Consider the following 23449-nt stretch of genomic DNA (forward strand, 5'->3'; position numbering starts at 1 on the left):
GCCGCACCGCCCGGTTCGGGTGGCGTGCCGCGCCGCACGAGTGCCGCGGTGGCAGAGTTCGTGCCGAGTCCGGCGCGGCCCCGCGGCCGGGTCCCTCAGAAGGAGAAGTCAGTCGTGGCCTGGAGTACTCGTCAGCTCGCCGAGCTGGCCGGCACGAGCCTGCGGGCCGTGCGGCACTACCACGACGTGGGTCTGCTGCCCGAGCCGGAGCGCAGAGCCAACGGCTATAAGCGCTACGGCGTCGCGCACCTGGTCCGGGTGCTGCGGATCAAGCGGTTGACCGACCTCGGGTTCTCGCTGTCCCAGATCGCGGAGATGGGCGACGCCGACGAGCATCCCGAGGAGGCGTTGCGCCGGCTGGACGTCGAGCTCGCCGAGACCGTGGAGCGGCTGCAGCGTGTGCGCGCCGAGCTCGACCTGATCCTGCGCGAGTCGACACCGACCGACCTGCCACCCGAGCTGGCCGTCGCCGCGGCCGACGCGAACCTCTCCGGCGCCGACCGCGCCTTCATGGTCGTGATGAGCCGGGTGCTGAGCCCGGAGGCGATCTCGGCGTACACGAAGATGCTGCGGAACCAGCCGTCGAACCCCGTCGTCGACGCCTTCGACGAGCTGGATCCCGATGCCGACGAGAAGACGCGCCAGGCGCTGGCGCGCGACATGGTGCCGCACGTCCGCGAGCTCTACGCCGACAATCCGGGCCTGGTGGACACCAGTCCGCAGACACCGTCGGCGAAGAAGCTGGCGGCGCACTCGGTGGACGCGGCACTCGAAGATCTCTACAACCCGGCCCAGGTGGACGTCATGTACCGCGTCCGGAAGTTGTTGAAGCGACAGCGGTCCGACGATCCCGGTCTGAAAAGGACGGACGCGGGATCGTCGGAACCGGACGGATCAGCGTGACTTGATCTTGCGCCCGGTCACCTTGTTGTAGATGACCAGGACGATGACCGCGCCGATGACGGACCCGATCCAGCCCGCGGGCTCGAAGCCGCGGATGCCCACGGTGAGCAGGCCGAAGATGAACCCACCCACGACCGAGCCGATGACACCCAGCACGATCGTCTTCAGCAGACCGATGTCGTCCTTGCCGGGAACAATCGCTCGCGCGAGGAACCCGGCGACCAGTCCGAACACGATCCAGCCGAGAATTGTCCAGAACATCGCTTCACCTCGTGGTCGATCGGACTAACACTCTTACCCTACGGGAGCGGGTCCCGGCACGCTGGCTTCGAGCGTCGGACACGGGAGCGATTGCCGCGACAGCAACACTTCGGGCCCGGTCAGACCGGTCGGACTCTCACCGGCTGTGGCGAGCGCCGCACGCGCCGTCCGAGCGCCGATGCCGCCGGTGGTCGCGCCGCGCCTCGCCGTGACCGGCAGCCTCGCCGCCACCACCAGGTGGCGACGGCGAGGCAGCACGGCCTGAGCGCCCCGGCTGCGCTCAGGTCAGAGCCGCTCGATCCACACGGAGCGGAAGCGGGGGTTCTCTCCGGGGTCACCGTGGTCCTGCAGCCGGATCGCGCCCGGCTCCGGCCCCTCGGCCCGCCCGGATCCGGTCTTGCCGTCGATCGCGACGTCGTCGTGCACGAGCTGCCCGTTCCACCACAGGCTCACGCGCGCGTCGGCCACCTTCTCGCCGGCACCGTCGAAGCGGGCAGCGGTGAACTCGATGTCGTAGGTCTGCCACGTCAACGGCGGTGTCGCCGCGTTGACGTCCGGAGCCTTCTTCGTGTAGATCGCGCCGGCGTCGTCGTTCGCGGGCTCGTCGACCCCGAACGACTCCAGCACCTGGATCTCGTAGCGCTCCTGAAGGTAGACACCGCTGTTGCCCCGGGTCTGGCCCGTGACCTCCGGCGGATAGTCCGGCTGGAACCACTCGACGTGCAGCCGGAAGTCGGTGAACGTCTCGGTGGTGCGGATGTCGCCGCCGTAGGACTCCATCGAGCCGGCCGCGACCGGCCACGTGGCTTCGCCCCCGTCGGCGGACTCCCAGGCGTCGAGGTCGGTGCCGTCGAACAGCACGATCCGCTCCTGGCCCCCAGCGGCCGGACGTTCGGCCTGCGCCACGGCCGGAGCCGCGACGAGCACGGCGGCGAGCACCGACAGCGGTGCGAGGAGCTTCCGCATGCGCCTTCCCCTCGACGGCGACAGGACCGGCTCGCGCTCCGCTGTGACGGGAGCCACGACGCCCACAGTGAAAAGCCTCTTCGGTGGAAAGTCAACGAAAGTCGGCTCAAGTTCGACAAAAGCCCTCAGCTGTCGCAATGGCCGCGACGACGGCCGCCAGTCAGTTCACCACTCGGTAGCGCAGGTGCGTGGCGGCCGGCGTGACGACCGCGTCGAGGCGCTCCAGCGTGATCGCCGAGCCGAGCGTGGCGAACAGACTCGTGCCGCCGCCGATCAGCAACGGGACCACGTGGACGAAGATCTCGTCGACCAGGCCGAGCGGCAACGCCTGCTGCAACACGGTCGCGCCGTGCAGGCCGACGGCTCGCTCGCCCGCCGCCTCCGTGGCGAGCTCGATCGCCTTGGCCGCGCCGTCGTGGACGAAGCGGTAGACCGACGGGCACCGCGCGGGCGGCTCGCGGTGCGTGACCACGAAGCACGGGAGTCCGCCCAGCGGACCGTTCTCGCCCCACATGTCCACGCACTTGTCGAAGGACCTGCGGCCCATCACGATCGCGCCGGTGCCGACGACGGCGGCGTCCAGCAGTGCCCGGTCGGCCTCGGTCGAGGCGTCGAACAGCCAGTCGTGCAGCGTGCCCGCGCCGTCGCCGAAGGGGTTCTCGCGGCTGTCGTTGGGGCCGGTGACGTAACCGTCGAGCGAGATCGACATGTCGGAGACCACGAGTGCCATGGGAGTGTCCTCTCAGAGTCGGGGATCGGGTGTTCTCACCGACACGTCGAACACGGAGCCCGGCTTTCGACACGGCTCCCGGGAAAGTTCCGGGGGCCCGGGTCCGTGCCTCGATGACGCCCCGGAACGGCGAACTCGACCCGCTCGCCCGACCTCGCCGCCGGGGGCGCGGAGCCGCCCATCGTGGCGGCCGGGTGCGAGGAGGTCCCCTGTCCCTCCCTCACCGGATCCGGAAACCAGCACGTGGTGGTGAGTCGTGCCGCGTACGCGATCACGTGTCCGCTGTGCGGGGCGTGCACTGTCCCACGGGAGTCGAACCCATTGCGCCGCCCTTGGCGCACCAGCGGGCCGGAATTACCGCCGGCCACGGCGTGTGCTCGCTTTTCCGGAAGCCGGCTACCGACTCCTCGCACCGTCAGGGCAGCAGCGTGACCGTCCAGTTGGCTCGCTGGATGTCGGCGTCGATCTGCCGCAGTTGCGCCGCCGTCTGGTCGGCCCGCACGCGCAGCTCGCTCACCGGCAGTGCCGTGAGCGTGCGCAGTTCCGAGCGCAGGTGCCGGAACTCGTTGCGGGCCGCCCCGGCGTCGGCGGCCGCGGTGAGCACACTGTGCCGCTGCCGCAGGACGTCCCGCCGCGCCAGCGCGTCGGTGATCGTGCCCTCGCCCAGCGACGTCGCCGCGTTGGTCCGGTTGATCCGCCGGATCAGCGCCTCCAGCTCTCCCAGTGCCTGCTCGGCCTCCGCGAGCAGCGCGACCGGGTCCTCGACCGGGCTGTCACCCTCCTGGTAGCGCGCGTTGCCGACGATCCGGGCCCGGAGCTGGTCGATCCGCTTGGCGGTGGCCGAGCGGATCGCCAGCGCCTCCGCGACCGTCATCTCCCCTGTCATGATCCCGAGGCTACGGCCTGTACCCCGCTGCGCGCACGCGAGTTCTCACTCACCGAGCCGCGGTGATCCGGACCCGCCGACTGTCGTGATCGGACAGCAATGCCGCCAGCGCACCGCCCTCCTCGGCGACGGCCTCGCGATCGGACTTGGCCAACCGCCGCAGCGGCGCGACCACCACGGTGCTGTCCTCGACGGTCCAGGTCGCGCCGACCCGGCCGTCGACGAGCACCACGCGCTCGCCCGCCACGGAGAGGCCGCGGTGGTCGTCGTCGATGATCCGGCTCCGGTCGTGGTAGCCGAGGATGGCGTTGTCGAACGCGGGCAGGAACCGCACCGGAGCCGCGGCGTCGGCGTCGGGCCGCGGCGCGTCCGGCAGGTCGAGCAGCTCGCGCCCGCGCTCGTCGCGCACGCTCACCAGCTCGTCGCGGATCGCGGCCACCGCGGCGGGCAGTCCCGCGAGACCGCACCAGGCGCGCAGGTCGGCCGTGGCGGCGGGACCGAACGCGGCCAGATAGCGCCGGACGAGCGCCGCGCCCACGGGATCGGCGCCCTCCGGCGCGGGCGGATCGATCTCCCGTCCCAGCCATTGCGACATCAGGGCGTAGCGCGCCCCGCCTGTGGCCCGCCAGAGCCCGCGCGGTGGCAGCTGCACGACGGGCAGGAGCGCGGCGATCAGCACCTCGCCCAACGGCCTCGGTCCCGGTTCCGGCCAGCGGTCCGCGAGCTCTCGCGCGAGCTCGCCCATCGTGCGCGGTTCGCCGTCGGCCAGTGCCTGCCTGCCCGCGTCGGCGAGCGCGTCGAGGTCGACGCCGTCGAGTTCCCTGCGGTATACCCCGAGCACCTTCTGCGTCAGCATCGCGCCGTGCCGCGCGCGCCAGGCCAGTGCGTCGTCGGCGGTGACGAGGTGCACGGTGCGGCGCATCAGGTGGGTCCGGGCCACGCGCCGTCCGGAGAGCGACTCCGAGAGGCTCGCCGGGTCGAACGCGCGCAGCCGCGACCACAGTCCGATGAACGGCTCCTGCGGTTCCTGCGCCTGCAACCCGCCCAGGTGCGCGACCGCGTCGAGCACGGGAAGGTCGGATCGGTCGAGCAGCAGCTGCCGGGCCAGCGTCGCGCGGTTGAGCGCCCGGATCGTGGTCGGGACGGTCATGGACGGTGCACCTTTCGACGTCGCCTGCTCGCACACCACGGTGGCAGGAATAGCGGTCAGGGGATGTCCGCATCCCGGGCCTGGCGACAACCCGTCGGTACGCGGCAGGAATGCCACTCCTGACAGCGGTTCTCCCCGCCTAGCGTTGCACCCCGTGACCACCGGCGCGAAAGGACAATCCGCTGCCATGTACGCACAAATCGTTCTGTTCGACGGCTTCGACCCGCTCGACGTGATCGCACCCTTCGAGGTGCTGCACGCGGGCGGTGTCGCCTCCGGGGGCGCGGTGGAGGTGGAACTGGTCTCCGCCGAGGGCGCCCGCGAGGTGGTCGGCGGAACCGGCGGCCTCGCCCTGCGCGCCACCGCCGGACTGGACCCTGGCCGCGCGGGGATCGTGGTGGTGCCCGGCGCGGCGGGTCGCATCGCCGAATCCGGCGACGACGACAGCGACGGCGACGCCGGGTCCATTCCCGTCCTGCTCGGCCGCACGCTGCGGACCGAGCTGCCGACGCTGCTGCGGCAGGCGATGGACAACCCGGAGATCACCATGAGCACGGTGTGCGGTGGCTCCCTGGTCCTGGCCATGGCCGGGCTGCTGGAGGGCCGCCACGCCACCACCCACCACCTGGGGCTGGACCTGCTCGACGCCACCGGCGCGCACGCGGTGAACGCCCGCGTCGTCGACGACGGCGACCTCGTCACCGGCGGCAGCGTCACCTCCGGACTCGACCTCGCGCTCCACCTGCTCGACCGCGAGGTGGGGCCCCGGATCGCGCACGCCGTCGAAGAGCTGTTCGCCCACGAGCGCCGCGGCACCGTCTGGCGCGACCGCGGAGAAGCACCTGTCTACAGCTGACCACCCTCGAGAAAGTAAGCACACCACGATGTCCGTCGAAGGTCTCTGGGACCTGTCCCTGTCCACGCCGATCGGCACGCTCTCCGCTGTGCTCGAGCTCCGCCGCGAGCACGGCGTTCTCACCGGGACCGCGCGCTGCGCGGGAGAAGAGGTGGCGCTGCGCGACGTCGCCCTCGACGGCGACCGGCTCACCTGGACACAGTCCATCAGCCGGCCGCTGCGGCTCAATCTGGCGTTCGCCGTGACGGTGCACGGTGACACCCTGTCGGGGACGTCGAAGGCCGGGCGCCTGCCCGCCTCGAAGGTCACGGGCACGCGCAGACCGTGACGTCCAGCGCGACACGCCACGAACGCGCGCCACGGCTTGACCATGCCCCTGGGGCACGGTGTCCACTGCGGCGGCAAGCACCAGCCGAGAGCGGGAGGACGCCACCGTGGCCCAGTTCGAGCACAAGATCCTCACCTACGAGATGAAGTGGAAGGGATTCCCCTACTCGCAGATGGAGAAGGAGCTCAACGAACTCGGCAGGGAGGGCTGGGAATCGGTGGGCACCATCGTGCCGAGCATCGGCAACGGGCAGACGCACGAGATCAGCATCGTGCTCAAGAGGACCGTGGGCTGAGGAGGCACTGCGGTGGCGTGGAGCACCCGTCAGCTTGCCGAGCTCGCCGGCACGACGCTGAAAACCGTCCGCTACTACCACAAGATCGGGCTGCTGGACGAGCCCGAGCGCGCGGTGAACGGTTACAAGCGCTACCAGATCACACACCTGATCCGGCTGCTCCGCATCCGCAGGCTCGTCGATCTGGGAGTCCCGCTGTCCGGCATCGAGGCGATGGGGGAATCGGAGGAGACCGCGGCGCAGGCGCTGCGCTCCCTCGACGCCGAGCTGGAGGCGAGCATCGAACGGCAGCAGCGGATGCGGGCGGATCTGGCGGTGGTGCTCCGGCAACGAGAGATGGCCGAGCTCCCACCGGGGTTCGACCCGGAGGCCGCACAGGGCCCGGAATCCGAACGATCCCTGCTGCTACTGCTGTCCCGCGTGCTCTCACCGTCCATGATGGGCACTCTGCGGGAGTTGCACCAGGGCGAACGCGCGCCGTTCGTGGCGCAGTTCGACGCCCTGCCCGCGGACGCGAACGAGGCGGAACGGCAACGGCTGGCCGAGCGCTACCTTCCCGAGGTCGCGCGGGCCTACCGGGACTATCCGGCGCTGCGGAACCTGGACGCCGCCTCGTCGGGCAGGACATCGTCCACCAGGGCGATCGTCAGCGAGGGACTGGCCGAGTTGTACAACCCGGCGCAGCTCGACGTGCTGCGCCGCCTGCACGTACTCCTCGAGCGGGAGAACGACTAGGTCTCGAGTGGGAAACCGGCCGACGCCGGTCGACCGCGCTCGCGTCATCGGGCCGGTCTGCGTATCCCGCCGAGGATGAAACCGGTCCTGCGGTCGTAGTCCGCGCGGGGCGGGCGGCTCCCGTGTTTGAGGGCCAGGGCGTTGTCGACGATGAGCGCATGCAGGTCCTCCCGGGTGAACTCCGGGGCGAGTACGCCGGCGGCATGTCCTGCCTCGACCAGCTCGTCGTAGATCTCTCCTGCGGCATGGCAGATCGCCAGAAGCTGCTCCGAGTGGGGATATTCCTGAAGCAGGACGTCATTGACCGCGGGCCGCCGGTACTGCAGGTCGCGGATCGCGCCGAGATAGTGGTCGATCCGCTCGGCGACATCGGGGATCGAGCGCGTGTGCTCGATGATGCGCTGCGACTCGGCCGCGACGACGTCCTCGATGACAGCCTCGATCAGTCCGACTCTTCCGCCGAACCTGTTGAAGATGGTCGCCTTGCTCACTCCGGCGGCGACGGCGACATCCTCGAGTGGCGCGGAGAAACCGTGCTCGCCGAACACGTTCCGTGCGGCGGCGAGGATCTGCGCGGCATTGCGGCGGGCATCCGTACGCAGCTCAGACGTGGATCTTGACGGGGCCACGACCTCTCCTTCCTCCGCCACGCGGGCGAACTTGACTCCGGGAGTCATGTTACCTACCGTGGGCTCGTAGAAACTTGACTCGGTGAGTCAACTTATTTGGGCTCCCGAGCCGCCCGAGCCGTATGCCCGCACCACAGAAGGACCTAGCCATGATCATCGTGACCGGAGCGACCGGCACCCTCAACGGCGCCACCGTCGTGGATCTTCTCCGACGCGTTCCAGCGGCTGAGGTCGGCGTCAGCGTCCGCAACCCCGATCGCGCCCGGCACCTGGCAGCTCGCGGCGTGCGTGTGCGCCAGGGCAGCTACGACGACCCCGCAGCCCTGCGCCATTCGTTCGCCGACGCGGATCAGGTGCTCCTGGTCTCGTCGAGCGATCTCACCGCCGATATCCTCACGCAGCACCGCACGGCGATCGACGCCGCGGTGGATGCCGGCGCTCGGCGGATCCTCTACACCAGCAGTCACCGAGCCGGCTACGACACGCCCTATCCGGCACTCGCGATCCATGCCGCCACCGAGGCGTACCTTGCCGCGTCGGGGGTCGCGTGGACCGCGCTGCGCAACGGCTTCTACGGCGACCTCGACGCGATGCTCGGCCCGTGGCAGTCCTCAGGCGTGATCGCCAAACCGGCCGACGGCCCGTTCGCGTGGATCGACCGTCGCGACGCGGGACAGGCCGCCGCGGCGATCCTCACCGGCGACACCCAGTTCGACGGCCCCGTCGAACTGACCCCGGCCACGCCCGTCACGCTCGACGACTTCGCGTCGGCGGCCTCCGAGCTGACCGGGCGCAGCATCGAACGCGTCGTCGTGGACGACGAGCAGTGGATCGCGGAGGAGCTGGCGAACGGCACTCCGGAGGCAGCCGCCCGCCTCACGCTCTCGATGCTCCAGGCGACGCGGACAGGCTACTTCGCCCACGTCGACCCGCTGCTCGCCCAACTCCTCGGACGAGAGCCGCGCAACGTCGCCGATCAGCTCTCGGACCACATTGCCCGATGAAGCGAGTCTTCGCTCACGCGTCCTGATCGGTGAGTCCGGCGTCGTGGACGACGAGAGCGACCTGTGTCCGGTTGCCCGCGTCCAGCTTGGCCATGATGTGTCCGATGTGGACTTTCACGGTGGATTCGCTGAGACCGAGCTTCCTGGCGATCTCGCCGTTGCTGAGCCCATGACCAAGGCACACCGCGACGTCGTGCTCGCGCGGCGTCAGCTCGGCGAGCCTGGAGCGCGCCTGCTCCCCCGCCGCACCGGTGGCGAACGTGGTCAGCAGCCGCCTGGTGATCCTCGGCGAGAGCATCGCCTCGCCCTTGCCGACCACCCGCACCGCGGCGACCAGGTCCCGGGGCGGCGTGTCCTTCAACAGGAAACCGGCCGCGCCGTGGCGCAGCGCGGCGTAGACGTACTCGTCGAGGTCGAAGGTCGTGAGGATGACCACCGAGGGCGGGTCGGCGCGCCCGGTGAGCCTGCGGGTCACCTCGATGCCGTCGACCTTGGGCATCTGCACGTCGGTGAGCACGACGTCGGGACGGTACCGGTCGGTCAGCTCGACGGCGTGCGCACCGTCGTCGCCCTCGGCCACGACCTCGATCTCGGGGTCGGAGTCCAGAATCATCCTGATGCCACTGCGGACCAGTTCCTCGTCCTCGAGCAGCAGCACCTTGATCGTCACGTGGCCTCCTGGGCTGGTGTGGCTGTCACCGGGAACCGCGCGCTGACCCGGAACCGGCCGTCACCGGTCGGCCCGGTGTGGAGCTCGCCCCCGGCGAGCTCCACCCGCTCCCGCATACCCACGAGACCGTAGCCGGAGCCGGGAACGTCGGACGAGCGGGGCGTGAGCTGGTTGGTCACGGTCAGGTCCAGCCGGTCGTCCGCGGTGGCCAGCCGCACCTCCACCGCCGCGTGCGGCGCGTGCTTGCCCGCGTTGGTCAGCGACTCCTGCACCACGCGGTACACGGCGCGGCCGACCTCCCCCGCGATCGCGGGCGCCGGGTCCGGCAGCTGGAGCTCCACCCGCGCCCCGGTGGCGGTGACGTCCTCGACGAGCTCGTCGACGGAGGCGAGCACGTCGGTGCCGTTGCGGACCGGCGTGAGCCCGGCCTGCGGCGCCTCGTCGCGCAGTACCCGCAGGATGCCGCGCAGCTCCTCGAGCGCGGTGGCGCTGACCGACCGGATCGTCTCCGCGGTCTGCGCCGTGCGTTCGTCGGGCGCCTGGATCGAGAGCGCGCCCGCCTGCAGCGCCACGGCGGTGACCCGGTGTGCAACGACGTCGTGCATCTCGCGCGCGATGCGGCGTCGTTCGGCGAACACCGCCTGGTCGGCGAGCAGCGTGCGCGTGCGCTCGGCTTCCTCGGCCCGGTCACGCAGCACCGCCAGCAGATCGGCGCGCTGCCGCATCCAGAGCCCGGCCAGCGCGGGTCCGACGATGAACAGCCCGAGGAACATCGCCAGCACCATCGGCGACTGATAGTCGCGCTGCAAGTGCGGGACGAGCACGACCAGGACCGTTCCCAGTGCGGCCACGCCGGTGATCCAGCCGAGGCCGAACCGCGCGGCCACCGAGTACAGCCCGACGGTCAACGGGAGCAGCGTCGCGTCGGCCGCCATCGCCGCCGCGGCGAGCGCGAGCACCGGCACCGGCCACCGCCTGCGGACGAGCAGGGCGGCACACGAGACGAGCACGGCGGGCAGGTGCAGCGGCGGATGCGGGTCGGCGGGATCACCGCTGGCCAGGGTGAACCAGATCGCGAACGCGGCCACGGCGACGTCGAGCAGCACCAGCTCCACCCGGCCGTCCCACCACGTGAGCAGGCGTCTCACCCGCTCGGGCGGCCGCCTCACGGTCAGGACCAGCAGGCGAAACCGGGCGAGGGCCTCACGCATCGCGTCGCATCAGGGTCACGTGCGCCGCGGCGAGACCGGCGACCGCGAGTGCGGCGAACACCAGCGGCGCCAGCCAGCCCTGCCCGCCTCCCCCGGCGGGCAGTCCGGCCGTGCCGCTGATCGGCAGCACCGACAGCGGGACCCGCAGCAGCGCCGCCACCACGCTCTCCGCCATCAGAGCCCACACCGCGAGCACCCCGACCGCGGCGGCGGTGTGCCGCAACAGCGCGCCCAGCGCCACCCCGACGAGTCCCGAAAGGACGGTCAGCAGCAGCACGCCGGCCACCGCGGTCCCCCACGTCGCCGCCTCCGAGGGCAACGCTCCGCCGCCCGCGAGGACCCCCGCGGCGGAGAGCAGCACCATCAGCGCACCGCCGAGCAGCCCCAGCCCGCCGATCACGACGGCCCGCGCCGCGACGATCCGCGCGGGCGTCCGCAGCACCAGGCGCGTGGTGGCCCGCGTGCCGTGCTGGTCGTCGAGACTGAACGCGCACACCCCGACCGCGGCGACCAGCAACGCCCCCACGCGCGCGACCAGACCGAAGGACGAGGTGAACGCGTTGAGCGTGCCGAGATCGCGTTTGAGGCCCCAGTACAGGCCGGACGCGAACTGCAGCACGGCCGCCGCGGTGAGCAGCAACCAGGTCGAGCGCAGTGACCGCACTCGCAGCCATTCGTACGCCAGCGCGTTCTTCATCGCGCCCGCCCTCCCTTCGCGGCGACGGTCGCCGCCATGAACGCTTCCTCGAGTCCACTGTGCCGCACGAACAGCTCGCGCACGGGAGCACCCGTCCTGGCCGCGATCGCCGAGACCAACTCGGTGTCGGCGGTGTCGACCACCAGCTCCTCGGCCGCTTCCCTGCTCACGCGCAGGCCCCGGCGGGTCAGCTCCAGCATCAGCTCCACCGGCTGCGAGGTCCGCACCACCACGTCGGCGTGCGCGTGCCGCTGGACGAACTCGGTCATCGGGCCAGCCGACAGCAGGCGACCCGAGTCGATCACGATGAGATCGTCGGCGAGCTGTGACATCTCGGCGAGCAGGTGGGACGAGGCGAACACCGTGCGCCCCTCAGCCGCCAGATCGCGCAGCAGCACGCGGATCCACCGCACTCCCTCGGGGTCGAGCCCGTTGGCGGGCTCGTCGAGGATCAGGTACTCGGGATCGCCGAGCAACGCCGTGGCGAGCCCGAGCCGCTGCCGCATGCCGAGGCTGAACCGGCCCACGGCCTTGCGAGCGCTGGTTTCCAGTCCGACGGTGGCCAGCACCTCACGCACGCGCCGCGCCGGGACTCCCCCGCCTGCGGCGACCATGCGCAGGTGTGCCTCGGCCGTGCGGGCCGGGTGGAACGCGCCCGCGTCGACGAGCACGCCGACCGACCGCAGTGGGTCGGCCAGCTGCGCGTAGCCGCTCCCCCCGAACGTGGTCCGCCCCGCGCCGCGCGCCAGACCCAGCATGAGCCGGATCGTCGTCGACTTGCCCGCGCCGTTGGCGCCGAGGAAGCCGGTGACCACGCCGGGCCGCACGGTGAAGGTCAGTCCCTCCACTCCGGCACCGTCGGGGAACCGCTTCGTCAGCCCTTCCGCGCGGATCACAACTGCCCCCTGCCGTAGGCGTGGCCACGGCCGATGACGAACCACAGCAGACTGCCGAGGAACGGCGCGCAGAACGCGAAGATCACCCAGACGAGTTTCATCCCCATGGCCAGAGGTGAGGCCAGGATGCTCACCAACGCGGCGATGAAGAGCACCACGAACGACAGGACCGCCGCGAGGATCAAGATCCCTACGATCCACCGCGGGTCCAGGTCGGCGGCGAGCACGAGCTGCGAGTCCACGTCTGTTCTCCTTGCCGAAAACGGGTTGTGCCAACAACGACACGTCCACGATCGGCCACGAACAGCTGCGCCGCATCAGAAGTTCGGCGAGAACCGCCTAGGCGGAAAGTACTAGACCACGGCGGGACTGGCGTGCGCGCACACCTGGATCCGCGCTCCGTCCGGGTCGCGCAGCCACAGGATCCACTGGGTGGGTATCCGTTCGATCTCGCTCACGTCCAGCTCGTGCGCGAGCGCGCGCTCCCTGACGGCCGCGAGTTCGTCGAGACCGGCGACGGCGAGGCCGAAACTCTCCACGCGCGGCCGCGGAGACCTTCCCGCTTCCGCCTCGACCAGTTTGAGGTAGCGGCCCTCGCCACCCAGCTCCACGATCGCCATCCGGGGGACGTCGTCGCTCGCCGCCCGGTCGAACACGATCCTCGCGTCGAACGCATCGGCGTAGAAGCGCGCCATCCGATCCAGTTCGGACGTGACGGCGACGACGTGGTTGATCCCGGAGGTGAGCGGCATGCGCCGGAGCCTAGCCGGGATCAGGCGTGCGACTGCTCCGCGATCCGTTCCAGCGTCCGGCGCGAGGCGTCCGACATCTCGGCTGGCACGGCCAGTTCGGTGAGGTACTCGACGACCGAGCTCATCTCGTGGGCACGGCGCAGCGCGTGCTGGCGGGTGCCCGTCTCGAACCGGTCGATCATGCGTCCCTCGCCCGCGAGCTGACCGGCGATCTGGGCGCGCACCCAGCCTTCACAGCCCGCCGCGCGGCCAGCCTCGAGCGTCTCGACGACCACCACCGCGAGGCTCTTCATCAGCACGCTGCGCAGGAGCTTGCGCGAGGTGGCGTCGCCTGCCGCGCCGTCGATGTGTTCCACGTCGGAACCCAGTGAGCGCAGGAACTCCGCCACCTCCGGCGCCGCCGAGCCGCTGACGATCGTGTCGGTCGCGGCACCCTTCATCGGGACGGGGCCGAGGATCGCGACGTCGGCGAACCCGGCGCCGCCCGCCTCGATCAGGGCGGCGGCCTCGGCCATCACACCGGGCGAGGCGGTGGTGAAGTCCGCGTACACCGCGCCCGCGCCGAGCTCGCCCGCGCACTCCCGCGCGATCGTCAGGCTCAGGCTCGCGCCGGTGAGCACCACCACGAGCTCGGCGTGCGCCAGCAGTTCCGGCAGCGACTCCACCCTGCGCACGCCGTCGGGCGTCGGCACGGGCCCCGGGTCGTGCCCCACGACGTCGTGGCCGGCGCGCACGGCGTCGGCGGCGTAGCGGGACCCGGCCTCGCCCAGTCCCGCGAATCCGATCTTCATCTCTGTCTCCTCGTCTGGGGAACCCGGTGCGACGTCACGGGTTCACCGCCTGCGCGGCGCGGCGGAGCTCGGGCACCGAGCCCAGCAACCGCTCCGCGTCCACCGTCTCGGTCGGCCCGACCGCGGAGATCGCGCCGAGCACGGTGGCTGTCTGGTCGTACAACGGCACACTCACGCTGGCGAAGCCGATGTCGCGCTCCTCCACCGAGATGTGGTAGCCGTCGCGGCGGATCGCGGCGAGCTGCTCGCGGTACTCCGCCGGGCTGCCGGGAAGGTCGGGCAGCAGTTCCTCGGCCGTCTCCCGCGGCAGTGCCGCGAGGATCGTCTTGCCCGCGCCGACGTGCAGCGGGAGGCGTCGGCCCAGCGGCATCTGGTACCGCAGCGGGCTCTCCCCGTCCACCCGCAGCGTCAGCACCCTGGCGTTGCCGACGCGGACGTAGAGGTTGGTGGTGAGCCCGGTGGCCTCGGACAGCTGTTGCATGACGGGCCTGCAGCGGTTGCTCAACGGGTCGGTCAGCAGGAATCCGTTGGCCAGTCCCAGTGCCGCCGGGCCGAGCCGGTACTCACCGTGCTCGGCCACGACGAAGCCGCGCTGCTCCATGGCCCGCAGGATCCGCAACGTCGTCGCGTTCTGCAGGCCCGCCCCCGAGCTCAGGTCCACCAGCCGCAAGGGCCGGTCGCTGGTTTCGAGCAGTTCGAGCAGCTGGAAAGCCCTGTCCACGCTCCGGACGGTCGTGGAAGGCTGCTTGGCGGATTCCTCGGTCATGACCGACATTGTCACAGCCGCGATCAGCTCCCGCGCTGGGCAACGGTGCGGGCTCGCGCGGCCTCCTCGTCGGCGTGCTTGCGCTCGGCGCGCTCCAGGACCTCCCGCGCCTCGGCCCACGGCACCACGGCGACGCCGTCGGAGTCGCCCAGCACGATGTCGCCGGGGCTCACGACCACCCCGCCGATCGCCACCGGAACCTGCTTGCGCCACGGCCCGTTCTTGTACGGGCCCGCCGGGCTGCTCGCGCGCGCGAAGACGGGGAAGCGCTCCGCCTCGAGGTCCTCGATGTCGCGCACGGCTCCGTCGATCACCATGCCCGCGCACTCGGCGTTGATCAGCCGGTGTGCGATGAGCTCGCCGATCAGCGCCCGGTCGCGCACGCCGTGACCGTTGACCACCAGCACCTCGCCCGGTCGCACGTCCGCGATGGACTCGTGGATGCCCTTGTTGTCACCACCCGCCACCTCGAGGGTGCGGGCCCTCGCCGTGAGGCGGGCGCCGCGCCACGTGGCGCCGATCCCGGCGTCGACGACGCCGAGCCGGTCCATCGAGTCGCCGACGTTGGCCACCGGCAGTGCCGCGAAGCGCTCCCGGATCCCGAGCCACTCGCGCTCGGCGTCATCGGTGTTGCTGTCGTTCACGTCGTTCCTTTCGGTTGTCGGTGCTGTCTGGTGCTATCTGGTGTTGTCGGTGCGGTCCGGTGGCGGCTAGTCGCCGGGCTTGTAGCCGTGGACGTAGGCGAGCAGCAGGGTCCACATGCCCAGCAGCGCGGCGGTGCCGAAGACCCACGGGCTCAGCACGTCCCACGCCCCGCTCACGAATCCGCCGCTCACCGCGACGAGCCCGGCGATCTGGGACAGCACGAGGACGGCGCCGAGCAGCAGCATCACGACGAGCAGCACCACGAAGACCGCGGTGGTCGCCGTCATCGCCTTCTGGCGGACGGGGCCGGGCGTGGGCCCGGTGGGTTCGGTGTGGGACACGATGCGCGTTCCTCCTCGACGGTTCGGGTGGCTCAGTGCGGCACGGGTAGCCAGCCCGGCCCGATCAGCGTGGCGATGACCAGGAAGGGCAGGACGTAGAGCACGATCAGCGGCACGAAGGTCCGCACCGGGTTGACGCCCGCGATGCCCGTGGCGATGTAGATCGCCGACGCTCCGGGTGGTGAGGCGCCCTCGGTGGAGGCGGCGACCAGCACGACGCAGCCGGCCAGCACGGGGTGCACTCCCGACGCGACGAGCACGCTGAAGCCGATGCCGCCGATGGTCGCGATCGTGGCGGTCGAGCTCAGTGGTCCCGCCACTAGCACCACGAGCACGGCGACGATGAAGGACATGACGGCCGGGCTCGCGTCGAGGCCGATGAGCACCTCGGAGAGCTGTTCGGCCAGGCCCAGCTCGGTGAGCACCGCGCCACCGGCGAAGGCGAACACCAGGGTGGCGCCGATGTCGCGGTAGCGCGGCGCGCACTTGGCGACGAAGCCGAACCACTCGGTGCGCGTCTTCGGCAGCTGACGCCAGCCCACCACCAGCGCGAATAGCCCGAGCAGGACGGGGATCCACACCACGATGCTGATCGAGTCCATCGCGACCTCACCGACCGCGCTCGTCACCAGGTCCCCGGTCGGGCCGAGCGTGACCAGCATGGGAATGAGGATTCCGAGGAACACCAGCAGCGAGGTCCAGCCCCGCCGCAGCGACGTGCGCAGCGGCGAGATCAGCTCGGGGTCCAGCCGGTCGATCTTGTGGCGCCGCACGAAGAAGTACACGACGAGCAGGCGCCACAGCACGCACCAGGCGGCGGCGACGAACATCGCGGGCAGCAGCTGGTCGGTGCTCAGGTACGGCGAGACCGTGCCGAGGCCCACGAGGATGAAGAACGACGCGCTGGGCGGGATCACCGTGCCGTTGCCCGCGTTGCCGGCGACCATCGTCGCGGCGACCTCCGGCGGCCACTTCGACCGCTTCATCCACGGGATCGCCACCGCGCCCATGGTCGCCGCGTTCGCCGAACCGGAGTGCGCGACGGAGCCGAACAGGGCGGAGCCCGCGGTGGCGACGTAGCCCGCCCCTCCCCGGAACCTGCCCAGCAGGGAGTTCAGCACCTCGATCTGCCGGTCGACCACGCCCGAGGCCGACAGCAGGAAGCCGATGAAGGTGAAGGCCAGCGCGGCGAACACGATCTCCTGCGAGAACGCGGCCCGCATTCCCTCCCCGACCAGGTCGAGGAAGGCGGATCCGCCGAACCCGCAGACCACGAGGAAGCCGACGATCATGGCCTCCCCGATGCCACGGCGCAGCACCACGCTCCACACCACGATCACCGTGATGTAGGCGGCGAGCGCCCAGACTGCTGTGCCCATGTCGACCTGGTTCCCCTCGTCGTCGAGAGTTCACTAGATGAACTATTAGTTCATAACTGAATTCGGTCGAGAGTATGTCCAGCGCTGACGTCTCGCGTCAAGTGATTCCCGGAAAGCCCGTGAAGTGACCACTGTGGACGGTCACCGCCGGGGCACGACCGGACGACGTCGGCAACGCCGGTATCGTGCGGGGCATGACTGTGGAGTTCGCGCGGGTGACGTCGTGACCGGTCCGGTTCCGCGCGTCCGGCGCGACGAGGTGCGACGGCGGCTGCTCGACGCCGCGGCCGTGGTGTTCGCCGAGCGCGGCTACCAGGCCGCGCGGCTCGACGAGATCGCCCACGCCGCCGGCTTCACCAAGGGCGCGGTCTACTCGAACTTCGCGGGCAAGCACGCCCTGCTCGCCGAGCTGATCGACCAGCACGTCCGCACCGAGTTCGCGGTGAACGCCGACGAGATCCGCGCCAGGAACCGGCCCGACCAGGCGCTCGAGGACATCGCAGGGGCCTTCGCGGCCGGCATCGTCGAGGAGGGCACCTGGACCCGGCTGCTCGTGGAGATCGCCCAGCAGGCAGGCCACGACGCGGACGTGCGCGAGGTCTACGTCGGCGTGCGCAGGACGCTGCGCGACGAGCTGGCCGCCGCGCTGACCAAGGCGTTCGACGAGCTCGGCATCGAGCTCGCGGTGCCGGCGCAGCAGCTGGCCCTGACGCTGCAGTCGTTGCGACTGGGTCTCGCGCTCGAGCACGGCACCGACCCGGAACAGGCCGATCTGGCCGCCATCCGGGCCGTCTTCACCGACACGCTGCGGGGCCTCACCCGCTGAGTTCCGCCGCACTGCACGAGGCCCGTCCCGAACTTACGATTGGCCGGTGACCCACCGGACCGACCGAAGGGGACCGAGGTCCCCGCGTACTGCCCTGCCCCGGCGCGCGGGATGAGCGCTCCGGCACCGCTGTGGTTGTTCGCCGACCAGCTCGGCCCGCATTTCCACGGCACCGCGGACCTGCGCGACCGCGAGGTCCTGCTGATCCGGTCGAGCGCCGCGTTCGCCCGCAAGCCGTTCCACCGGCAGAAGATGCACCTGGTGGAGGCCGGGATGCGGCGGCTCGCCGAGGACCTGGGCGAGCGCGCGCGGATCATCGACGCGCGGACCTACACCGAGGGCCTGCGCCGGTTCGGCCGCCCCGTGGTGGTCCACGAACCCGGTTCGCACGCGGCCGACGCGCTCGTGCGCAGGCTGCGCGACCAGGGCATGGTAGAGGAAATCCTGCCCACGCCAGGATTCGCGTTGTCCAAAGCGGACTTCGCGGAGTGGGTGTCCGGTCGCAGGCGCTTTCTCATGGAGGACTTCTACCGCGACCAGCGCCGCCGCTTCGGCGTGCTGCTGGAAGCCGACGAGCAGCCCGTGGGCGGCAAGTGGAACTACGACCACGACAACCGCCACCCGCCACCCGGCCAGGCCACGCTGCCGGTGCCCGCGCCCTATCGGCCGCAGGAGAACGAGATCGACGAGCGGGTGCGCGCCGATCTCGACCGGGCGGAGCGCGACGGCGCCATCCGGCCCGTCGGTGTGGACGGCCCTCGCCGGTTCGCGGTGGGACACGACGAGGCCCGCCGGGCGCTGCGCCGGTTCCTCGACCACCGGCTGCCCACGTTCGGCCCGCACCAGGACGCCATGCTCGGCGGCGACTGGGCGATGTCGCACGCGCTGCTGTCGGTGCCGCTCAACCTCGGTCTGCTCGACCCGCTCGACGTCGCGCGCGAGGCCGAGCAGTGCTACCGCTCCGGCGACGCACCCCTGGCCAGCGTCGAGGGCTTCATTCGGCAGGTGCTCGGCTGGCGGGAATGGGTGTGGCACCTCTACTGGCACCTCGGCCCGGACTACCTGCGCCGCAACAAACTCCAGGCGCGCCGCACGCTTCCGGACTGGTGGTGGCGGCTCGACGCCGACGCCATCGAGGCGTCCTGTCTGCGCACGGCACTCGCCGGGGTGCGCGACCGCGGCTACGCCCATCACATCGAACGGCTGATGGTGCTGGGCAACCACGCGCTGCAACGCGGCTACGACCCGGCCGAGCTGAACCGGTGGTTCGCCACGGCGTTCGTCGACGGGTTCCCGTGGGTGATGCCCGCGAACGTGATCGGCATGAGCCAGTACGCCGACGGCGGGATCGTCGCCACCAAGCCGTACGCCTCGGGCGGCGCCTACATCAACCGCATGAGCGATCACTGTCGCGGCTGCGCGTTCGACCCGAAGCAGCGGGTCGGCGAGGACGCGTGCCCGTTCACCGCCGGGTACTGGGCGTTCCTCGATCGCAACGAGGAACGGCTCCGGGGCAACCCGCGCCTGCGCCAACCACTCAACGGCCTGCGCCGGCTGGCCGACCTGCCCGCGGTCGTGGAGCAGGAAGCCGCCCGCGACCGGTTCTGACACTCCTGGAGGATTTCTTGCTCGACACCCTGCTGGACCGCACGGTCGTGCTCGGCTACTCGCGCTGGGGCTACCGCCTGCGGCGGCGCGGCTGGGCGCAGGACGACCCGCCCGCGGGCTCGTTGCGCGGCAAGGTCGTTCTCGTCACCGGCGCCAGCTCCGGCCTCGGCGAGGCCGCGGCCATCGACCTCGCCAAGCTGGGCGCGGCGGTGGTGCTGGTGGTGCGCAACGTCGAACGCGGCGAGCGCACCCTGGAACGCGTCCGCGAGGCCGTGCCGGAGGCCGACGTCAGCACCGCCCGCTGCGACCTCTCCGACCCCGGGTCGGTGCGGGAGTTCGCCGCCACGCGGTCGCGGGTGGACGTGCTGCTGCACAACGCCGGGGTGCTGCCGAAGGAGCGCACGGAGAACGCCGACGGGCACGAGCTGACGCTGGCCACTCACGTGCTCGGCCCGTTGCTGCTGACCGAGCTGCTGCGGCCCGTGCTGCGCGAGTCCGCCGACGCGCGGGTGATCCTGATGTCGTCGGGCGGGATGTACACGCAGGCGCTCGCCGTCGACGACCCCGAGTACCGCCAGGGCACCTTCCGCGGCGCGACGGCCTACGCGCGCACCAAGCGGATGCAGGCCGAGCTCACGCCGCTGCTGTCACAGCGCTGGTCCGGCGACGGCATCGGCGCGTACTGCCTGCATCCCGGCTGGGCAGACACCCCCGGCGTCGCCGACTCGCTGCCCGGCTTCCAGCGGCTGACCAGCAAGCTCCTGCGCACGCCCGCCGAAGGCGCCGACACGGCGGTGTGGCTGGCGGCGACCAGGCCCGCGCCACCGTCGGGCCGGTTCTGGCACGACCGCCGCGAGCGTCCGCTGCACCTGCTGCCGCGCACCCGGCCCGCGGCGGGCCAGCGGGAGCGGCTGCTGCGGTACTGCCTCGAGGCGATCGGTCTCTGACAGCAGTCGTCAGCGTGCGATGAAGTCCAGCAGGACCTCGTTGAACCGCGCCGCGTGAGGCGCGCCCTCGACCACCACCAGCCCGCTGTCACGGATCGCCGCACCGGTCGCAGGCGATCACGCGAATGGCCCGCCGACACGAGCGCGGGCACCCGGAACTCCCAGGAACTGCTGCTCAACGGCCGGCCGTGGATCAGCACCACGGGAGCTCCCGAGCCGTGGTCCTGATAGGACAGCTCGACGGGGGTGTTTCCGTCGGTTCCCACGGTCATGGTGGGCACGGCGCGTTCCTCCTGCGGCCTCGGGTGCGCGGATGGGCCGCCCGGTCGCCCGACCCGACCGGTGCCGAAACCCGGCCTCGTCCGAATCCGACCAATACGGACACGTGGCCACCACGAATTCCCGGTGAACGACGTCGCCTCGACACGGATCGGGAAGGTGATGGAGACACCGGAGTCGTTGATCGAACAGGTGGCGAAGGGCGACAAGGACGCCTTCGCCGACCTGTACGACCAGCTCGCTGGCGCGGTCACCGGCATGGCCGCGCGTGTTCTGCGCAACCAGGCACACGCGGAAGAGGTGATGCAGGAGGCGTTCCTGGAGGTCTGGCGCAAGGCAGGCACGTACTCACCCGACCGGGGAAGCGTGCGGACGTGGGCACTCACGATCGCGCACCGGCGCGCGGTGGACCGGGTCCGCTCGGCGAACTCGGCGACCGAACGCGAGGTACGCGACGGGCTGGCCAACCCTCACCGGGACTTCGACGAGGTGTCGGACGCGGTGCTGGCCGGCTTCGAACGAGCGGAGGTCCGCACCGCGTTGCAGAGCCTGACCGCGCCACAGCGGCAGGCGATCGTCCTCGCCTACTTCGAGGGACACACCTACGCCGAGGTCGCGGTCCTGCTCGAGCTGCCAGTGGGCACCGTCAAGTCCCGAATGCGAGAGGGGCTGTTTCGACTGCGGACGAGTTTGGAGGTGTCCGGTGACGACGAATGACGATCACTACGACCCTCACGGTCTGCTCGGCGCCTACGTGCTGGACGCCGTCACGGACACACAGCGAGAGCAGTTCGAGCAGCACCTCGAGCAGTGCCCACGCTGTGGAGAGGAGATCGACGAGCTGCGCGCGGCGGCGGCGTGGCTGGGCTCGGTGGTCCCGCGCACGCCACGTCCGGCGACGCGGGAGTTCCTACTGGACCAGCTCGACCGGACCCCGCAGGGCGACTGACGGCTCCGTGTGGCCGTCAGCCGGACAGAGCTTGCGGGGGCTCGCGGTGGCCGCCCGCAGCGCGCAGCGCGTCCAGCAGCATGCGGTGGATGACCTCGCGCGCCAGGCCGGTGTCGGCGTGGATGTCCTCGACCGAGCGGCCCTGCAGGGCCGCGGTGAGCAGGTCGCGCTGGTCTCCGGGCAGCCCGCGCAGGGCGGCCAGGGCGTCCCGCGCGGGGCCCGGCCGGCCGGGCGCCGGTGGCAACTCGGAAACGGTGCTGGTCATGGTCGTCCCTTCCGCCGGAGCCCGGCGTTACTTGTCCGCCACCGCGTCGAAGACCACACGCGCGTTGTCGCCGAACACCGCGCCGTCGAGGTGCCCGACTCCGGCGCTGGTCACCGAGACGAGCCGCCCGGTGCGGGTGGCGGGGTCGAAGTCGGCGAACCAGGGTCCGCCGCTGGCCCCGCCGACCATGTCGCAGTTGATCCTGAGGTTCCCCGCCGTCGGCGAGGCCGGGGCCTCGCTCTCGCAGTACAGCTGCCGCTGGCCCAGCTGGGGCCGCGACATCGGGTAACCGAAGGTGGTGACCTGCTCCCCCACGGAGCCGGAGAGGTCGACGTCGTTGGCGCCGACGGTGTCGGTCAGCGACCGCCCGTCGACCGGGTCGACCTGCACCACGCCGATGTCGTGGCCAGCCTGGTCCGTGGTGGTGAACTCGTGCGGGAAGGCCGCGGCGCGCACCGGGAACACCCCGTGCGGCGCCTCGCCCTCGTGATAGCCGGGCGCGAACACCAGGTCCCCGTACGCGGCGTCCTCCCTGCCCGGACTCGTGAGGCAGTGCGCCGCGGTCACCACCGTGCCGCCGCTGTCACCGGCCACCGAGGTGGCGGTGCAGTAGCTGTCCCTGAGGTCGTCGGGATCGGTGAAGTACAACCGCCCGACCGTCTCCAGCGGAGTGTCCTTCCACTCCTTGGTCAGCGGGCCGGTGTCCTGCGTCGCCTCGCTCTTCGCGGCGTCGCGCATGCGCTCCGGGGTCCAGTGCGCGAGCGCGTCCTCGCGCTGCTGCGCCGTGTACTCGGTCACCACCGGGGGCTCCTCCGCCGCGCTCGCGGGCGCACTGGTCACGGCCGAGGCCCCGACCAGGACAGCGAGCAGGGCCAGGGAGCGTGTGAGCCGCATGTGATGCCTTTCGTCCGGACCGGTCATGATCCACTACCCGCTCGGCGAGCACGGCAAACGTGATCCGGGGAACGAGGACTTGAGTGTGCCGTGGCGGCATACCTTTCACTCGGGACCAGCGCACCCCGCAGATCCCGACGACCTGGAGGAACCCGTGACCCGCGAGGCCGATGAGCAGCGGTTGAAGCCGTTCCGGCGCTCCGAGGTGCTCAACCGCCACCTCTACACGATCGAGCACACCGGGCCCGACGGCTCCCCGGCGGTCTACACCGTCGAGGTCGACGCCAACGTGGACTGGGACGCACGGCTCTATGTCGACGAGAAACGGCACGGCCAGCAGGAGATGCCGGCCGAGTTCCCCGTTCCGGGCGGCAAGATCGAGGTGAACGCGTCGATGTACGGCATCCAGCGGGTCCACTTCGTGTCCGACACCGGCGAACAGACCCGCCTGTCGCCGCTACCGGGCACACTCGAGTACCTGCGGGCGAGGCTGGCCCAGCGCAGTCCGGTACTCGACCGGGTGATCGCGTGGACGGCGATCGTGATCCTGGTGATCAACCTGGTGCTGGCGGTTCCCCAGGGTCTCGAGCTCCTCACCGGGGTCCCCCGCGTCGCCGAGCTGGTCGGCACGTTCACCTCGCCGGTCGCGCTCCCGGAGTGGCTCAACATCACGCTGCTCCTCGCGGGAGCCGCGGCCGCGGTGGAGCGGGTGCTCACGTTGCGCCGCAACAAGGTACTCGACGTCGAGACCATCTGGTCGGCGTTCTAGCCGCGCGCGTACCAGCCAGGC

Annotated in this window: 30 protein-coding genes and 1 pseudogene; 12 read left to right on the forward strand and 19 right to left on the reverse strand. The window is 71.2% G+C overall.

The genetic code is table 11. The features are described 5' to 3' along the window. Nucleotides 1-114 precede the first annotated feature (114 nt). Nucleotides 115-903: a helix-turn-helix domain-containing protein gene (locus JHE00_RS05255; protein WP_200315262.1), complete on the forward strand. Its 789-nt coding sequence runs from the start codon at nucleotides 115-117 to the stop codon at nucleotides 901-903. Here the strand turns inward: JHE00_RS05255 and JHE00_RS05260 are convergent. The 5 genes and pseudogenes from JHE00_RS05260 to JHE00_RS05280 form a co-directional block, all read right to left on the reverse strand. Beyond that, nucleotides 895-1164 carry a GlsB/YeaQ/YmgE family stress response membrane protein gene (locus JHE00_RS05260; RefSeq protein ID WP_200315264.1) on the reverse strand — a complete coding sequence of 90 codons (270 nt, stop codon included), beginning with the start codon at nucleotides 1162-1164 and terminating at the stop codon, nucleotides 895-897. The two genes, JHE00_RS05255 and JHE00_RS05260, sit on opposite strands and share 9 nt — an antisense overlap. A 285-nt stretch (nucleotides 1165-1449) precedes the next feature. Further along, nucleotides 1450-2034, reverse strand: a pseudogene (locus JHE00_RS05265) (3-keto-disaccharide hydrolase); the annotation flags it as partial. Between the two features lie 256 nt (nucleotides 2035-2290). Further along, a complete protein-coding gene (locus JHE00_RS05270) occupies nucleotides 2291-2860 on the reverse strand; it encodes a dihydrofolate reductase family protein (RefSeq protein ID WP_200315268.1) in 570 nt (189 codons plus the stop codon). Nucleotides 2861-3275: 415 nt separating this feature from the next. Next, nucleotides 3276-3746, reverse strand: coding sequence for a DIP1984 family protein (locus JHE00_RS05275; protein ID WP_230422806.1), 471 nt, complete (start codon nucleotides 3744-3746; stop codon nucleotides 3276-3278). 49 nt (nucleotides 3747-3795) lie between these two features. Next, nucleotides 3796-4896 (reverse strand): winged helix DNA-binding domain-containing protein, encoded by a 1101-nt coding sequence (locus JHE00_RS05280; protein ID WP_200315270.1) that lies wholly within the window; start codon nucleotides 4894-4896, stop codon nucleotides 3796-3798. A 187-nt stretch (nucleotides 4897-5083) separates the two neighbouring features. Here JHE00_RS05280 and JHE00_RS05285 point away from each other — a divergent pair, with 187 nt between their 5' ends. From JHE00_RS05285 to JHE00_RS05300, 4 genes are all read left to right on the forward strand, one after another. Then, nucleotides 5084-5752, forward strand: a complete 669-nt coding sequence (locus JHE00_RS05285) for a DJ-1/PfpI family protein (protein WP_200315272.1) — start codon at nucleotides 5084-5086, stop codon at nucleotides 5750-5752. Nucleotides 5753-5780: 28 nt separating this feature from the next. Continuing rightward, nucleotides 5781-6080 (forward strand): hypothetical protein, encoded by a 300-nt coding sequence (locus tag JHE00_RS05290; RefSeq protein ID WP_200315274.1) that lies wholly within the window; start codon nucleotides 5781-5783, stop codon nucleotides 6078-6080. A gap of 106 nt (nucleotides 6081-6186) precedes the next feature. Continuing rightward, a complete protein-coding gene (locus JHE00_RS05295; RefSeq protein ID WP_200315276.1) occupies nucleotides 6187-6375 on the forward strand; it encodes a DUF4177 domain-containing protein in 189 nt (62 codons plus the stop codon). Between the two features lie 12 nt (nucleotides 6376-6387). Further along, on the forward strand, nucleotides 6388-7110 hold the full coding sequence (locus JHE00_RS05300; RefSeq protein ID WP_200315278.1) for a helix-turn-helix domain-containing protein: 723 nt from the start codon (nucleotides 6388-6390) through the stop codon (nucleotides 7108-7110). 44 nt (nucleotides 7111-7154) lie between these two features. Here the strand turns inward: JHE00_RS05300 and JHE00_RS05305 are convergent, their stop codons facing one another. After that, the gene (locus JHE00_RS05305) at nucleotides 7155-7787 is read right to left on the reverse strand and encodes a TetR/AcrR family transcriptional regulator (RefSeq protein WP_200315280.1); all 633 of its coding nucleotides are present in this window, start codon (nucleotides 7785-7787) and stop codon (nucleotides 7155-7157) included. Between the two features lie 101 nt (nucleotides 7788-7888). Between JHE00_RS05305 and JHE00_RS05310 the strand changes: the two genes are divergently transcribed. After that, complete coding sequence (locus JHE00_RS05310) at nucleotides 7889-8743, forward strand: NmrA family NAD(P)-binding protein (RefSeq protein ID WP_200315283.1); 855 nt, start codon at nucleotides 7889-7891, stop codon at nucleotides 8741-8743. 13 nt (nucleotides 8744-8756) lie between these two features. Here the strand turns inward: JHE00_RS05310 and JHE00_RS05315 are convergent, their stop codons facing one another. The 11 genes from JHE00_RS05315 to JHE00_RS05365 form a co-directional block, all read right to left on the reverse strand. After that, the gene (locus JHE00_RS05315; protein ID WP_200315285.1) at nucleotides 8757-9413 is read right to left on the reverse strand and encodes a response regulator; all 657 of its coding nucleotides are present in this window, start codon (nucleotides 9411-9413) and stop codon (nucleotides 8757-8759) included. Beyond that, complete coding sequence (locus tag JHE00_RS05320; protein WP_200315287.1) at nucleotides 9410-10624, reverse strand: sensor histidine kinase; 1215 nt, start codon at nucleotides 10622-10624, stop codon at nucleotides 9410-9412. The genes JHE00_RS05315 and JHE00_RS05320 overlap by 4 nt, the downstream gene beginning before the upstream one ends. Next, the gene (locus JHE00_RS05325; protein ID WP_200315289.1) at nucleotides 10617-11321 is read right to left on the reverse strand and encodes a hypothetical protein; all 705 of its coding nucleotides are present in this window, start codon (nucleotides 11319-11321) and stop codon (nucleotides 10617-10619) included. Before JHE00_RS05325 ends, JHE00_RS05320 begins: the two co-directional genes overlap by 8 nt. Continuing rightward, entirely contained in the window at nucleotides 11318-12217 is a 900-nt protein-coding gene (locus JHE00_RS05330) for an ATP-binding cassette domain-containing protein (protein WP_200315291.1), read from the reverse strand. The genes JHE00_RS05325 and JHE00_RS05330 overlap by 4 nt, the downstream gene beginning before the upstream one ends. Beyond that, the gene (locus JHE00_RS05335) at nucleotides 12214-12459 is read right to left on the reverse strand and encodes a PLDc N-terminal domain-containing protein (RefSeq protein WP_200315293.1); all 246 of its coding nucleotides are present in this window, start codon (nucleotides 12457-12459) and stop codon (nucleotides 12214-12216) included. The genes JHE00_RS05330 and JHE00_RS05335 overlap by 4 nt, the downstream gene beginning before the upstream one ends. A 111-nt stretch (nucleotides 12460-12570) precedes the next feature. Beyond that, on the reverse strand, nucleotides 12571-12969 hold the full coding sequence (locus JHE00_RS05340; RefSeq protein ID WP_200315295.1) for a VOC family protein: 399 nt from the start codon (nucleotides 12967-12969) through the stop codon (nucleotides 12571-12573). 20 nt (nucleotides 12970-12989) lie between these two features. Continuing rightward, a complete protein-coding gene (locus JHE00_RS05345) occupies nucleotides 12990-13760 on the reverse strand; it encodes an NAD(P)-dependent oxidoreductase (RefSeq protein ID WP_200315296.1) in 771 nt (256 codons plus the stop codon). A gap of 34 nt (nucleotides 13761-13794) precedes the next feature. Then, a complete protein-coding gene (locus tag JHE00_RS05350; protein ID WP_200315298.1) occupies nucleotides 13795-14526 on the reverse strand; it encodes an IclR family transcriptional regulator in 732 nt (243 codons plus the stop codon). A 23-nt stretch (nucleotides 14527-14549) separates the two neighbouring features. Further along, nucleotides 14550-15170, reverse strand: a complete 621-nt coding sequence (locus JHE00_RS05355) for an RraA family protein (protein WP_200315300.1) — start codon at nucleotides 15168-15170, stop codon at nucleotides 14550-14552. A 66-nt stretch (nucleotides 15171-15236) separates the two neighbouring features. Next, nucleotides 15237-15512, reverse strand: a complete 276-nt coding sequence (locus tag JHE00_RS05360) for a hypothetical protein (protein ID WP_200315301.1) — start codon at nucleotides 15510-15512, stop codon at nucleotides 15237-15239. 32 nt (nucleotides 15513-15544) lie between these two features. Next, on the reverse strand, nucleotides 15545-16891 hold the full coding sequence (locus JHE00_RS05365; protein ID WP_200315302.1) for a TRAP transporter large permease subunit: 1347 nt from the start codon (nucleotides 16889-16891) through the stop codon (nucleotides 15545-15547). A 223-nt stretch (nucleotides 16892-17114) separates the two neighbouring features. Between JHE00_RS05365 and JHE00_RS05370 the strand changes: the two genes are divergently transcribed. From JHE00_RS05370 to JHE00_RS05390, 5 genes are all read left to right on the forward strand, one after another. Next, a complete protein-coding gene (locus JHE00_RS05370; protein WP_200315303.1) occupies nucleotides 17115-17717 on the forward strand; it encodes a TetR/AcrR family transcriptional regulator in 603 nt (200 codons plus the stop codon). A gap of 111 nt (nucleotides 17718-17828) precedes the next feature. Beyond that, on the forward strand, nucleotides 17829-19325 hold the full coding sequence (locus JHE00_RS05375) for a cryptochrome/photolyase family protein (protein ID WP_200315304.1): 1497 nt from the start codon (nucleotides 17829-17831) through the stop codon (nucleotides 19323-19325). 17 nt (nucleotides 19326-19342) lie between these two features. Next, nucleotides 19343-20272 (forward strand): SDR family NAD(P)-dependent oxidoreductase, encoded by a 930-nt coding sequence (locus tag JHE00_RS05380; RefSeq protein ID WP_230422807.1) that lies wholly within the window; start codon nucleotides 19343-19345, stop codon nucleotides 20270-20272. A gap of 441 nt (nucleotides 20273-20713) precedes the next feature. Beyond that, entirely contained in the window at nucleotides 20714-21268 is a 555-nt protein-coding gene (sigK, locus tag JHE00_RS05385) for an ECF RNA polymerase sigma factor SigK (RefSeq protein ID WP_200315853.1), read from the forward strand. Beyond that, entirely contained in the window at nucleotides 21255-21500 is a 246-nt protein-coding gene (locus JHE00_RS05390) for a zf-HC2 domain-containing protein (protein WP_200315305.1), read from the forward strand. The genes sigK and JHE00_RS05390 overlap by 14 nt, the downstream gene beginning before the upstream one ends. A gap of 16 nt (nucleotides 21501-21516) precedes the next feature. Here JHE00_RS05390 and JHE00_RS05395 read toward each other — a convergent pair whose 3' ends face one another. Together JHE00_RS05395 and JHE00_RS05400 are read right to left on the reverse strand one after the other, a co-directional pair. Next, entirely contained in the window at nucleotides 21517-21765 is a 249-nt protein-coding gene (locus tag JHE00_RS05395; RefSeq protein ID WP_200315306.1) for a hypothetical protein, read from the reverse strand. A gap of 27 nt (nucleotides 21766-21792) precedes the next feature. Further along, nucleotides 21793-22659: a trypsin-like serine peptidase gene (locus JHE00_RS05400; protein WP_200315308.1), complete on the reverse strand. Its 867-nt coding sequence runs from the start codon at nucleotides 22657-22659 to the stop codon at nucleotides 21793-21795. Between the two features lie 154 nt (nucleotides 22660-22813). Here JHE00_RS05400 and JHE00_RS05405 point away from each other — a divergent pair, with 154 nt between their 5' ends. Next, entirely contained in the window at nucleotides 22814-23428 is a 615-nt protein-coding gene (locus JHE00_RS05405; protein ID WP_200315310.1) for a hypothetical protein, read from the forward strand. Nucleotides 23429-23449: the final 21 nt, after the last annotated feature.

It is taken from the genome of Prauserella cavernicola (assembly GCF_016595675.1).
Taxonomy (GTDB): Bacteria; Actinomycetota; Actinomycetes; order Mycobacteriales; family Pseudonocardiaceae; genus Prauserella_A; species Prauserella_A cavernicola.

What these genes read in the sequence shown, in the direction of transcription:
- JHE00_RS05270 (WP_200315268.1), bottom strand. Translation starts at nt 2,860, where the DNA reads ATGGCACTCGTGGTCTCCGACATGTCGATCTCGCTCGACGGTTACGTC.
- JHE00_RS05325 (WP_200315289.1), bottom strand. Translation starts at nt 11,321, where the DNA reads ATGAAGAACGCGCTGGCGTACGAATGGCTGCGAGTGCGGTCACTGCGC.
- JHE00_RS05340 (WP_200315295.1), bottom strand. Translation starts at nt 12,969, where the DNA reads ATGCCGCTCACCTCCGGGATCAACCACGTCGTCGCCGTCACGTCCGAA.
- JHE00_RS05305 (WP_200315280.1), bottom strand. Translation starts at nt 7,787, where the DNA reads ATGACTCCCGGAGTCAAGTTCGCCCGCGTGGCGGAGGAAGGAGAGGTC.
- JHE00_RS05280 (WP_200315270.1), bottom strand. Translation starts at nt 4,896, where the DNA reads ATGACCGTCCCGACCACGATCCGGGCGCTCAACCGCGCGACGCTGGCC.
- JHE00_RS05350 (WP_200315298.1), bottom strand. Translation starts at nt 14,526, where the DNA reads ATGACCGAGGAATCCGCCAAGCAGCCTTCCACGACCGTCCGGAGCGTG.
- JHE00_RS05260 (WP_200315264.1), bottom strand. Translation starts at nt 1,164, where the DNA reads ATGTTCTGGACAATTCTCGGCTGGATCGTGTTCGGACTGGTCGCCGGG.
- JHE00_RS05345 (WP_200315296.1), bottom strand. Translation starts at nt 13,760, where the DNA reads ATGAAGATCGGATTCGCGGGACTGGGCGAGGCCGGGTCCCGCTACGCC.
- JHE00_RS05285 (WP_200315272.1), top strand. Translation starts at nt 5,084, where the DNA reads ATGTACGCACAAATCGTTCTGTTCGACGGCTTCGACCCGCTCGACGTG.
- sigK (WP_200315853.1), top strand. Translation starts at nt 20,714, where the DNA reads ATGGAGACACCGGAGTCGTTGATCGAACAGGTGGCGAAGGGCGACAAG.
- JHE00_RS05395 (WP_200315306.1), bottom strand. Translation starts at nt 21,765, where the DNA reads ATGACCAGCACCGTTTCCGAGTTGCCACCGGCGCCCGGCCGGCCGGGC.
- JHE00_RS05310 (WP_200315283.1), top strand. Translation starts at nt 7,889, where the DNA reads ATGATCATCGTGACCGGAGCGACCGGCACCCTCAACGGCGCCACCGTC.
- JHE00_RS05275 (WP_230422806.1), bottom strand. Translation starts at nt 3,746, where the DNA reads ATGACAGGGGAGATGACGGTCGCGGAGGCGCTGGCGATCCGCTCGGCC.
- JHE00_RS05375 (WP_200315304.1), top strand. Translation starts at nt 17,829, where the DNA reads ATGAGCGCTCCGGCACCGCTGTGGTTGTTCGCCGACCAGCTCGGCCCG.
- JHE00_RS05290 (WP_200315274.1), top strand. Translation starts at nt 5,781, where the DNA reads ATGTCCGTCGAAGGTCTCTGGGACCTGTCCCTGTCCACGCCGATCGGC.
- JHE00_RS05400 (WP_200315308.1), bottom strand. Translation starts at nt 22,659, where the DNA reads ATGCGGCTCACACGCTCCCTGGCCCTGCTCGCTGTCCTGGTCGGGGCC.
- JHE00_RS05365 (WP_200315302.1), bottom strand. Translation starts at nt 16,891, where the DNA reads ATGGGCACAGCAGTCTGGGCGCTCGCCGCCTACATCACGGTGATCGTG.
- JHE00_RS05320 (WP_200315287.1), bottom strand. Translation starts at nt 10,624, where the DNA reads ATGCGTGAGGCCCTCGCCCGGTTTCGCCTGCTGGTCCTGACCGTGAGG.